The sequence below is a fragment of the Vibrio porteresiae DSM 19223 genome, from assembly GCF_024347055.1.
In the GTDB taxonomy this organism is placed as follows: Bacteria; Pseudomonadota; Gammaproteobacteria; order Enterobacterales; family Vibrionaceae; genus Vibrio; species Vibrio porteresiae.
Genome location: NZ_AP024896.1, coordinates 801443 through 813619, shown reverse-complemented (window position 1 = coordinate 813619; position 12177 = coordinate 801443). Strand labels below are relative to the sequence as shown.

The following is a 12177-nucleotide window of genomic DNA, read 5'->3' as shown; positions in this document are numbered from 1 at the left end:
TCAATAAAATTGAAACGAAACGCAGTTTTATTGACGTCGCCAGAAATCTGACTGGTGATGAATGAATAAGAACCCAATGTCAGATCAAGGTAAAATACAAAATTTAATGAAAGGTTATGAATGGAATTAAATAATCACTCGGTCTAAAACTCTTTATCTAGACTCTGACCAAACAGGTCGTCATGTCATTTTTGGAATAAACATCGCTAAATATGAGCAGTGCCAAAACAATCACATTGAGCATAAATTAACCAATCTTTTTAGCGATCCTTAAGCTATAGTTAAGCAATAGTTAAGCAATAAATAGTGAAGCGATATTGAAGACAATTTAGCTACGCCCGTACGGATATAAACACGGTTGTAACGCTGAATATAACTACAGACGTAAGGACGGAGATAACGAACTTCCCCGTCGATGGTAGGAATAAATGGATCGTGATATCGGCCTATCGATGCAGCTGATAGTTATTACGGCCATGATGTTTGACATGATAAAGGGCGTCATCCGCTCGCTGAATCACATCACTTAAACTCTTATCCGCAGCTTGTACTTTCGCGATACCAATACTTACCCCAATCGAGATAGCTAGGTCGCGGATATAAAATGGTTCAGCGACTGCCGCAATCACGGCTTGAGCGACCTCTATCGCTAGGCTTTCTATCTTATCGTGATCCAACAATAAAATAGCGAATTCATCCCCACCAAAACGGGCGACCAAATCACTGCGATTGACTACCGCCATGAGTCGCTTTGCCACCTCTTTAAGCACTTCGTCACCAATAATATGCCCGTGGGTATCATTGACCGGTTTAAAGCGATCCAGATCCAGCATCATCAGCGCCGAGCGACCGTGTGGATGAGAATCGTGTTCTTTTACTAAGGCATCGCCTAACACCTGATTAAACAGCAATCGATTCGCAAGGCCCGTTAATGGATCGTGCCGAGCTGCAAAGGCAATTTTCTCTGCGGCCTTTTCCCGTTCCGTAATGTCTTCCACGGTTGTCACCCAACCGTGATCAGGCAAAGGTGTATAAAGCACTGAAATAATGCGACTCTGAGCCAAAGTGTATTTGATCGCCATCGACTCACCCCGAGCAAAATGGGTTTGCATCTGGCTAAACACTTGCTCTGGACTTAGCGAAGTATCACTACGCCCAACAACCTCGCGCAACAATTGCAAAAACGGCGTGCCGTACGCCATCTGCTTTTCTGTACGATTGAGAATGTCTCGATACTGCGGATTGGAGTATTTAAGGCAGGTATGTTCATCAAACACCGCGACACCTTGGCGCATATTCGCCATGATGGTATGTAACTCATCGGATTTTTCTCGGGCGGTTAACTCGCTCGCCCGCAAGCGCAATTCTTGTTCTCGACGAGCGGTGATGTCTTGAAAGCCGCCAATCAGCCGAGTTAACTTGCCCTCTTCAAACACCGCTTGTCCGGTTGCTTTCACCCAAATCGCCTTACCTTTGGCGGTCACCAAAGGTAATTCGTAGTCCCAGATCCCCGTGGAATTGAGGCCATCATGCACGGCTTTTTCAATCAGCGGCCTAGCCTCGGGGGCGTAAAACTCAATCGCCTCTTGTACGGTCGGCATATAATCGTCTGGCACTTGGTGTATCTCTCGGGTTTTCTCCGTCCAGTAGAGCTGATTGGTTTCCACATCCAGCTCCCAACCACCCACCCCAGAAACTTTTGCCACCTCTTCCAATAGCTGCCCTTTACGCATCGCCATATTCTGCGCTTGTTGGGCTAACTGTTTGGCAATGTCTGCTTTGATTGCGTTGAGTTGCGATCGTAACAACCCCTCCACGGCATGGGCAATTCGCTCAAGACGCTCTTTATCGCGCTCAAGCAGTAGGTGTGGCTTTGTCGAGAAGATGCTCAACACGCCAATCGGATCGCTTTCAAGATTTAGGGGAATGCCGGCACAAAAGCGCAAATCGCACCGACAATTGAGATAAGGATTGCCGGTGAGTTCAGGATAAGCATGGCTGTCTTCCACCACTAACATCTCTTGGCGTTCTAGTACCAATTGATGGAAAGAGCCATCATCCACTTTGACGCAAGAGAGCTGAGTCCCAATCGAAGAGATAAACTGCTGCTTCGTTCCGTCAAAGAGCGCAACAAGAGCAATGTCAGCCTGAAAAATATCAGCAACGAGCGTTATCAAATCGTCCAACTCGGGAATTTGACCGACACTCATGCTTTGTAACACTTGCAGCGCTTTATCATGCAAGTGTTGCTCTTCGATGGATTCTATTTTTAAACGGGTAACCATTACTCTTCCTATTGCTATCTCAAAGGGTTACACACAAGAAATCGTGCCAACCCATTAAGAGACTCACTCGCTATAACTATAGAAGAGTATGAAAAAAGAGAAGGAAATTACTCGACGAGAGGATTGATTTTGGACATTAACACGTGATCTTGCCACTGACCGGCAATGTTTAGATAGCGCTTCGCGTACCCTTCGCGCTCAAAATGGAGTTTGGTCAATACGCGTTCACTCGCTTGGTTATGCGGAATGTAATTCGCCATGATGCGGTGCAGCTTTTGTTCGGTGAACACATAGTCAATCGCCGTTTCAAGGATTTCAGTCATGTAGCCTTGTCCTTCGAACGTTTTAGAGACGCTATAACCAAGAAAACAGGCTTGAAATGCTCCGCGCGCCACATTGGTAAAGTTGGCAACGCCAATCACTTGATCACGCTCAGGAGTCAGCGCGACAAAATGAAACCCCGTACCTTGAGTGAAATGGGTTTGGTTGCCAGCAACCGCATTATGCCAATACTCTTTTGTGTAATATTCCGGCGCACGAATCGGTTCCCATGGCGCAAGATGTTTGCGGTTTTGTTGATAGAAATTGAGTAATAAATGACTCTCATCGGGATTGAGTATTTCAATCCGAGTCCTTGCTGTGGTAAGCAACATGATCTCTTCCTGTATCAATAAAAATTGGGTAAAAAAATAAACGGCCCGAAGACCGTTTATTTATCATTTCTGCCACTACATTCCTGCGACTAAAGGGAGCGCAGCTCAACCGCTTCACTTTAGCGAGTATATGGCTTAATTATCCGCATCGGTTTCCCCGTAAGGGAATTTCTTATGACCAAAGCGAATCACCAAAATCGACAGGGCGATAATTAAGATGGCACCAGCAATGCCCAACATATTCATGGTGTCGAGATTTTTCATATCCAACGCCATATAGCGCGCCAATGCAACAATCACAATATAAAGAGGCATCCTGACTGGAAGACGACCAGACTTAAGATACAAGCCCACCATCGCCAACACTTCAAGATAGATAAATAGCAAAAGTAAATCGCCAAGGCTGACGGTCATGGCTCGATAAATAGCACCAACTTCCACGCCCATCGCAATGATGGTTAACGCTGCAATGAGTAGCAGCCCTAAATCTTCAATAATGGTCAGGTAATGGTATCCTAACTTTCTAATTTTATTCAACTAACTTCTCCAAAACTACTTTATACCAGCGCATGCTGCGCCAAAAATTCATCTAACGCTAAACGATCAGAATCGATATCTAACTCACGATCAGAGAGATCGTGCCAAAATACCTCATCTGCTTCGTGGGCTTCAATTGTACCCTGCCACGCTTCAATGACGTAGTAATGAATTTTTTGCCATTCCGTTGTTTTATGTAAATAACTGCATAGATAACGATATTGCGTAGGGACGACGGCAAGTTCTTCTTCCATCTCACGCAGCAACGTCTCCTGCTGCGCTTCCCCTATTTCCATATGCCCACCAGGAATCGCCACTAAACCTGGATCGTGCTCTTTACTCATCGAACGGCGCTCAAGCAATATTTTGCCATTTTGAATGAGCATAAATGAGACACAAGGGTGCTCAATCATGATTGGATTCCTTTCATGAGTTTGATTAATCAATAACATAATGCGATTAACTGTGTTAGGCAAAACTATTTTGTCAATTCCATGTAAACCCTGCGGACACAACCTGCTCTTTGTCTCATTTTGGACAAAGCGTCTTACTCTTGATAACGCTTACTATGCATTTTCAAATAGTACTGTTATGTGAATCACAGAAAAAATTCGACGACTACTGCAACAGCGTCAATACTTGTTGCTAACAACGATTCTTATAAAAACGTCACGTCATTGGATTGAGGGTTTAACTAAACGACCGTAAACGGACCAGGAGGATCCATGATCCAATTACACTCAATCAAAACCAAAGTGACACTGGGTTTCTTTACCTGTGTACTCTGCTTTGGTATCGCTTCAGGATGTGCGTTAATCGCCTTAAATCACTCTTCAGCCGCGTTCAAACATATCTTGTCTGAATCGAAAATATTTAGTGAAGTCAGTGAAATACAAGCGCTATTTCTTAAAGCTCGCTTAACCGCAACCGACTATTTTTATACTCATGATGAAGCGTTTCTCAGCGAATTTGCCACCAAAAAGGCCAATCTTTACTCTTCGTTTGACTCTTTGAACAAACGCGAGGAGCTGAACATTAACCCCAAACTCAAAGATGAAGCGATCACGATTCAACGCGATATGAGCGAGTATTTTGCGACGTTTGCGCAAGTCGTGAATCAATCGAAGAAATACGAAGCGATGGTTGATAGTCAATTTTTGCCCGAGTTCAAAGCGACGAAGAAATCACTCGACGTGTTACTTGAACATGCCAAAGAGGCACACAATACGGCACTAGAATTTAATTTAGCGAAACTGGTCGAAGCCATTTTGGAACTAGAGATCAGTGCCATTAATAGCCTAAATACGGCCCACTCGGATGCATCCACGTACGATAAATTGTTACAGCAGCGTATCGTTCCTATGGAAGCGCCTATCAACAGTTCACTTGAAAATAAACAAGATCGGGCGATCTTTGCCGACTATATTGAGCACAAAACCAAATTTGCCAACAGCTACCATATGTTAGTGGAGTACAAACATGAGTTGGAAAATCAGAAACAAGAGCTCTTAAGGATTGGTAACCACACTTCTGAAGACTTGGTTGTCATTAAGCAAGACCTGTTAGAGAAACAGCGTGCAGAAGCGGAAGAAATGGCGCACGAGAAAGCGCTTTTTGAAGTGGTGATTAAGTCCGTGACCGCCGTCGCGCTGATTGTTGCACTGCTGTGCACTGTCTTAATTAGCCGCTTGATCGCACGCGGCATGAATAAGTTAGCACACTCGATTCGACTTCTGTCGCAAGGGGATCTGACCTATCGCAGCCCAGTGAAACCATCTGAAAAAGACGAATTTAGCCTGTTACTCCAACACCTAAATATCTCATTTGATTCGTTAAACGATGTGTTAAGCGAAGTAACCAGCGCCTCTGGCAGCGTTAATGACATGTCTCACGATTTGAACCATGTGGCTCACAATGTCGATAAATCATCTCAGGCGCTACGCAGTGAAATGGAGCAAGTGGCTTCGGCGTTACATCAGATGACCGCCTCTTCTGAAGAGATTGCTAACAGTGCTCAGGACTCTAACCAGTTCACCATGAGCGCTACACAAATCACGACAGAAACCATCGATTCAGTGCAATTGGTGCTCAATGATATTGCCGACATCACCACCGATATTGAGCAAAGCTCACAAGTGGTTTCGCAGTTAGTCGCTCAATCAGACAACATAGGTAACATCATAGTGACCATTCGTGCGATTGCAGAGCAAACTAACCTCCTGGCTCTTAACGCGGCGATTGAATCGGCTCGTGCTGGGGAGCAAGGTCGCGGCTTTGCTGTGGTCGCAGATGAAGTGCGCACCTTGGCTCATCGCACGCAAATCTCAACGGAAGATATTGAAAAGCTCATTGAACAGCTGCAAAGCAGTGTGCAACAAGCCACCCACTCTATCGGTCACTGTCGCGCCAAGACCCTTCAAGCGTCTGAACGTGCTGAAACCATATCGGGCACGGTGCGTGTTGTCCAAGATACGGTGCAAGAGCTCCAAGAAGTGAATGGTCAAGTGGTGGTAGCGGTGGAAGAACAAAGCGCTGTGACCGCGGATATCAGTCGCAATATGGACTGCGCGAATGACATCGTGATTGACACATCGCAGAGTATTACTGAACTGGCTGAAACCAGTCACCATCTTTCACAGCTTTCGACTGGGCTGATGGAGCGTGTGCGACAGTTTAAGTTGGTGGGTGAAGCGCCTCGTAGCAAAACAAAAGCCGCTTAGCTTGCTAGCCGTGCGCGCTCCACTAGAGCTAAAAAGCCGATTGCTTCTAAAAAGGCAATAGCCCTAAAAATTTGAATTAATTTCACTAAGGCGATGATTCACATCGCCTTTATTTTTGAATCACACTTTTGTCAGAGAACTATCAATTTATTCACATGTAAAAGTTAAGACTATTTGATGTGAGTAACATCACACTAAAATGCACTATTTTGGATCTTACTTTTTACCATTAACTTACTGATATCACTTATCAATTCCCCCAAAACCTCCTCTGCACCTAACCAGTGCTCTGTAATCGAACACTATTCATTAAACTTACTTTGCATTTTTACTGGCTATTTTTCTTTTTTGCTCAGCGTTAAGGTAATTAGCAAGTCATCAATAACAACAAACAATAATCGAGGTGTAAGATGAAAGTGATTATCGAATACGATCAAGCAGGTCTATATCGTGACAACGCATGGGAAACCCCAACCCAACGTTCTAAAGGTCAAACTCAAGCGGTAACGCCAGCGCACGCAGCGCAACTGATTAAAAATAACCAAGCGCATCTGCTCAAAAACGAACATGGCGAAGTGCAATTTAGCCAGTAACACTCAGTAAGAAATCAGTAGCAAATCGCTTTCCTATGGTGGGGGTAACTCCCCAACCATTGTTTATTATCTGTCATAATAAAACTCGGACTCATCCTCAAGCTGTTCCCTAAACACCCATACTTCTTCTAGGCGATCGTTCAGCCGTTAAGTGTCTTATTTTCAACACACCACTAAAGACGTAATCTCTAGATCAAGTGAACTTGATCACACTGTTTTTTCTCCGTTTCTCCTACGGCATGCAATAATTTCCTTAACATTGTACGCAAATTTTTAATAGCGAATTTGTTATTAGGTTCAAGGTGTGCTCAGGAGGCAACATGCTTAACTTACAATCGGTCAAAACCAAAGTAGTACTCGGGTTTGGGGTATGTGTGCTAAGTTTTGCCATCTCCTCTGGCACATCACTCGTTGGCCTGAACCACTCATCGACTGCCTTTCATCATGTGCTGGCTGAATCAGAAGTGTTTAGCCAAGTGAGTGAGGTTCAGGCAACATTTTTAAAGGCCCGACTAGCTGCAACAGATTATTTCTATAGTCATGATGAAGCCGCTCTAAATGAATTTAACCAAAGAGAAGAAAAGTTGGAGCAGATGCTTTCACTATTGAAGCAGAATCCGGACGTGGCGAACAAAGCCAAACTTTCTGCAGAAGCTCGTGAGCTAACTGATGATATTCATCATTATGTCAATATTTTCAAACAGGTTTCTAACCAATCCCATCTCTACGACAAAATGTTTAACGAACAGTTTTCTGTTGAATTTGCTGTCGCTAAAAAGAATTTGGACCAGTTACTCGAGTTCGCCAAAGAGAGTGGCAACAGTGAGTTTGAATTTGAAATAGCGAAGCTAATGGAAGTTCTGTTGGAATCGGAAATTAGCGCCATGACCGCACTACACGATAGCCACCATGATGCCAATCCATTTAACCAACTGGTCACAACACGCCTTAATCCATTACAAAAGACCGTTGAACAACATTTAGAAAATGCAGAGGAACGGGCGCTATTTAACGAGTTTAAATCACATGAATCTGCTTACTTCACCTCTTTTGATCAACTGATGCAACTTGTCCACACGTTGACAGAAGAGAAAAAGATGCTCGCTGAGGATGGTCTTAAAACCAGCAATGTGATCGTTGAGATGAAAGAGGAATTGTTGAAAGCGCAAACAGAAGAAGCACAAGTGATTAACGAAGAGAAAGAGCTGTTTCAAATCGTTATCGAAGGTTTGACCGCAGCAGCGATTGCTGCCGCCATTTTGTGCACGGTATTCGTGTCGCGCTTAATCAGCCGTGGTATCGATGGGTTAACCCATGCGATCCGTTCTTTAGCTAAAGGCGACCTCACCTATCGCTCTAAGGTCAACCCAAAGAAAAAAGATGAGTTCACCCTACTTCTTACCCATTTGAATATTTCGTTTGATTCACTGAGCGATGTACTGAAGGAAGTGTCTAGCGCCTCTGGTAATGTCAATCATATGTCGGGCTCATTAAGTGCCGTAGCAACACAAGTGAACCAATCGACCCAAGGGCTTAAAGATGAAATCGAGCAGATCACCGTTGCTCTACATCAAATGTCGGCTACCTCGGAAGAGATCGCGCGAAATGCTGAGGAGTCATCTCATTTCACCTTACAGGCTAGCCAAGTCACTCACACAACCATTGATTCTGTGCGTGATGTGCTATCGGATATTAGTGTGATTACTAAAGACATCGAAGAAAGTGCAGATATCATTCAGCAGTTGGTGAATCAGTCTGAGAGTATTGGCACCATCATTGAAACCATTCGCGCCATTGCCGAGCAAACTAACCTGCTTGCGCTTAACGCTGCGATTGAATCAGCCCGTGCGGGTGAACAAGGACGTGGATTTGCGGTGGTATCCGATGAAGTTCGCGTCTTGGCACAACGTACCCAAACGTCAACAGAAGATATTGAAGCGCTGATTGTCTGTTTGCAAAGCAGTGTGACTAAAGCAACGTCATCGATTATTCACTGCCGCGATAAAACCGTACAGGCGGCCAAACGCGCCGAGACGGTGACATCGTCCATGCATCAAGTGCAACATTCGGTTGAAGAGCTACGGGAAACCAATGCGCAAGTGGCGGTGGCAATTGAAGAACAGAGTGCCACTACCTGCACTATCAGCATGAACGTCGATGAAGCTAACCAAATTACCAAAGAAACGGCAACGGCAGTCGACCAATTAGCACAAAGTAGCCATTCACTTGCCGCTTTGTCGGATCAGCTCATGGCACGAGTGAAGCAATTTAAGCTAGAATCCAATCCTATCTAGCATAAACGCTGAAAAAAAGCGCAACCAAACCAAAGATGCTCGATGTTTATTGACTTATCGAGCAATCTTTCTAGGATGCGCTTTTGATTACTGACTTCCACTACAGGATGGCTTCCATGTCTGATACCAACCAAAATGAAACTCCCGTCGTTGACCTAGACTCTCTGTCTGCAGAACTACGTCAAGTGATCGAGTTTGAAGAAGTACCACAAGAACTGTACTTTATGATCCAATCTATTCACGAAGTGTCTGAAGAAGCGGTTCGTGAGTCTTGGGATTCTCTACCAGCAAGCGCACAAAACATTCTGGATAACTTTGAACAGTTCCACGCGCTTATTTCGGTAAGCCAAGCCTTCGCTGGCATCAATGTAATGGAAGAGTTTCCAACATTGGATCTGCCAAAAGAGATGACTGAAGAAGATAAAGACGCGTATCGTGCTCGTATGCTCGATGACGTTCTTTACAGCTGTGTCAAAGACATGCTGAAACAACTGAAAAAAGCACGCCGTGATCCTATTTTGAAACGTGATTTCCGCGAAGTCTTTTCAAAATAAAGTCTTTTCAAAATAAGTGCTCACTGCGGTGATAAGAGACCTGCCTCCTGGCAGGTTTTTTTTTGCTCTTTTGGTCTTACGGCCTCTTCTTAGCCAGCGGTTTTCCTACACTTATCACATCTTTGTCATCTCTAGCAGGCAAACTCATTTTGTTCTATCGATAACTTTTTTGTTACATCAACGAAAAAATGGTGGATATATCAACAAAAAACGCGTTTAATAGTTTCGTACGAACATTAAAGACCAATAACGAACATAAAAGGCCTACAAATGAAACATACACTACGCTCAACAACGGATGACTCACTTCTGGATTTGATAGTGGTTGGTGGCGGGATCAACGGTGCAGGAATCGCCGCCGATGCAGCCAGCCGCGGCATGCAAGTAGGACTCTATGAAGCGCGCGATTTCGCTGGTGCCACCTCTTCAGCCAGCTCAAAACTGATTCATGGCGGGTTGCGCTATTTAGAACATTACGAATTTCGTTTGGTTGGCGAAGCGCTAGCTGAACGCGAAGTGCTACTGAAAAAAGCCCCTCATATTGTCAAACCGATGCGTTTTCGTCTGCCTCATCAACCTTATTTACGCCCTGCGTGGATGATTCGTACCGGGTTATTTCTTTACGATCACCTTGGGGGCAAACGCACCTCTTTAGATAAAAGTCATAAGGTACGCCTGAATGCAGGACACACCACGACCGAAGATTTAAAAGTGGGCTTTGAGTATTCTGACTGCTGGGTCGATGATGCGCGGATGGTGGTGCTCAATGCGATGCAAGCCGAAGAAGCGGGCGCAGAAGTGCGCAACTATTGCAGCGTTGAAAAAGCGCAGCGCGAGAGTAATCACTGGTTAGTGACCCTATTTGATGAGCGTACGCAAACTCGTTTTACCCGTCGCAGTAAAGCATTAGTGAACGCAACTGGTCCTTGGGTAAAACATTTCCTCACCGAAAATATCGAACTCAATTCCCCTTATGGGATTCGCTTGATCCAAGGGTCGCACATTGTCGTGCCAAAAATTCACGACGAAGAACAAGCGTACATTTTGCAAAACGAAGATAAGCGCATCGTGTTCGTTATTCCCTACATGGATAAATACTCGCTGATTGGCACCACCGATGTGGAATACCATGGCGACCCACGTAAAGTAGCGATTTCAGACAAAGAACGTGACTACTTGATTGATGTAGTTAACCGCCATTTCGAACACAAAATTGGCAAAAGCGATATCGTGTTTGAATACAGTGGCGTGCGTCCACTGTGTGATGATGAATCAGATTCACCACAAGCCATTACTCGTGATTACACCCTCACCCTTGATGGTTCACCAAGTAAAGTACCTGTGGTATCAGTGTTTGGCGGCAAATTAACGACGTATCGTAAATTGGCTGAGTCTGCGCTGCATCATCTGCAGCCATTTTTCCCAGGCCTTCCGGAAGGCAATACCGATACCTCTTTGCTTCCCGGTGCGGAGAGTTATGACTTAGACCATTGGCAAACTGAGTTACACCGTCACTTGCCAACTCTTGATCCACTCGTGATCAAACGCTGGCTAACCAGTTACGGATCGCGCGTTGCGACCGTGATGCTGCGTGATGTCGACAACCTCAGTGATTTGGGTGAAGAGCTGGCACCACACGTGTATGCAAAAGAAATTGATTATCTGATGGAGTACGAATACATCTATCGACTTGAAGATGTGATTTGGCGCCGCAGTAAACTTGGCATTGGAATGAGTGATGCGGATAAAGGTCGTATTCAAACGTATATCGAGCAAAAAATTGCTCAACAGAAAACCATCGAGCCTGCGCTAGTTGATTAAACGTTAATGACTAAACGGCATTAATGTTATCGACAGGATGGTGATAAAGCATGTGGCTTTGAAAGTCACATGCTTTTTTTAATTCGAGAGCTTATACCGATTCAACGCCGAACTGATCGTCTTGCGGCGCATTTTCCCAAGCATAATCCATTTGAATGGCGGTCTCTTCTGCCAAGGTTAATGTGCCCAGTTCGCTTACCAACCAAAGGCTCATATCAATGCCCGCAGAGATCCCCGCTGACGTCACTAACTGACCATCACGCACCCAACGAACATTAGGAACAACGGTAAGTTCGGCAAAGGTATCATGTAATGCAGGAATGTCTTCCCAATGAGTCGTCACGCGTTTACCCGTAAGTAAACCTGCCCGAGCCAGTAAAAAAGCGCCAGTGCAAACCGACGTCACCCACGTAGCGGTTTTGGCCACTTGACGAATCCACTCGATGACTGGCTCTTTGTCCATCTCATCGTGATGCACCCCACCAACCACCACCAATACATCAATCGGTGGGTGGTCAGCAAACGAATACATAGGCACATGTTTAAAACCGCCGCGGGCGCTGATCGGTTCAAGTGTCTGCCCAACGGTAAACACATTCCATTGGTCAGCCCCTAATCGTTTGGCGGTACAAAAAACCTCAAAAGGGCCAGAAAAATCCAACACTTCTGAGTTTTCATACACATAGATACCGATATTCATCTGACTCTCCTTGTCGTATG

10 protein-coding genes are annotated in these 12177 nt (G+C 44.9%); 5 read left to right on the top strand and 5 right to left on the bottom strand.

Annotated features, from left to right (window positions below):
• Window positions 1–446: 446 nt before the first annotated feature.
• The 4 genes from OCV11_RS20245 to OCV11_RS20230 form a co-directional block, all read right to left on the bottom strand.
• Window positions 447–2285: a sensor domain-containing diguanylate cyclase gene (locus OCV11_RS20245; RefSeq protein ID WP_261897814.1), complete on the bottom strand. Its 1839-nt coding sequence runs from the start codon at window positions 2283–2285 to the stop codon at window positions 447–449.
• Between the two features lie 107 nt (window positions 2286–2392).
• Window positions 2393–2938: a ribosomal protein S5-alanine N-acetyltransferase gene (gene rimJ, locus OCV11_RS20240; RefSeq protein WP_261897813.1), complete on the bottom strand. Its 546-nt coding sequence runs from the start codon at window positions 2936–2938 to the stop codon at window positions 2393–2395.
• A 135-nt stretch (window positions 2939–3073) separates the two neighbouring features.
• Window positions 3074–3475 (bottom strand): phosphate-starvation-inducible protein PsiE, encoded by a 402-nt coding sequence (locus tag OCV11_RS20235; RefSeq protein ID WP_261897812.1) that lies wholly within the window; start codon window positions 3473–3475, stop codon window positions 3074–3076.
• 20 nt (window positions 3476–3495) lie between these two features.
• Window positions 3496–3888, bottom strand: coding sequence for an NUDIX hydrolase (locus tag OCV11_RS20230; RefSeq protein WP_261897811.1), 393 nt, complete (start codon window positions 3886–3888; stop codon window positions 3496–3498).
• 312 nt (window positions 3889–4200) lie between these two features.
• Here OCV11_RS20230 and OCV11_RS20225 point away from each other — a divergent pair, with 312 nt between their 5' ends.
• From OCV11_RS20225 to glpD, 5 genes are all read left to right on the top strand, one after another.
• Entirely contained in the window at window positions 4201–6195 is a 1995-nt protein-coding gene (locus OCV11_RS20225; RefSeq protein ID WP_261897810.1) for a methyl-accepting chemotaxis protein, read from the top strand.
• Between the two features lie 410 nt (window positions 6196–6605).
• Complete coding sequence (locus tag OCV11_RS20220; RefSeq protein WP_261897809.1) at window positions 6606–6788, top strand: hypothetical protein; 183 nt, start codon at window positions 6606–6608, stop codon at window positions 6786–6788.
• A gap of 320 nt (window positions 6789–7108) precedes the next feature.
• Window positions 7109–9082 carry a methyl-accepting chemotaxis protein gene (locus OCV11_RS20215; RefSeq protein ID WP_261897808.1) on the top strand — a complete coding sequence of 658 codons (1974 nt, stop codon included), beginning with the start codon at window positions 7109–7111 and terminating at the stop codon, window positions 9080–9082.
• A 116-nt stretch (window positions 9083–9198) separates the two neighbouring features.
• A complete protein-coding gene (locus tag OCV11_RS20210) occupies window positions 9199–9636 on the top strand; it encodes a DUF3069 domain-containing protein (protein WP_261897807.1) in 438 nt (145 codons plus the stop codon).
• Window positions 9637–9906: 270 nt separating this feature from the next.
• Complete coding sequence (glpD, locus tag OCV11_RS20205) at window positions 9907–11457, top strand: glycerol-3-phosphate dehydrogenase (RefSeq protein ID WP_261897806.1); 1551 nt, start codon at window positions 9907–9909, stop codon at window positions 11455–11457.
• Window positions 11458–11548: 91 nt separating this feature from the next.
• Here the strand turns inward: glpD and OCV11_RS20200 are convergent, their stop codons facing one another.
• Window positions 11549–12157 (bottom strand): DJ-1/PfpI family protein, encoded by a 609-nt coding sequence (locus tag OCV11_RS20200; protein WP_261897805.1) that lies wholly within the window; start codon window positions 12155–12157, stop codon window positions 11549–11551.
• Between the last annotated feature and the right edge of the window lie 20 nt (window positions 12158–12177).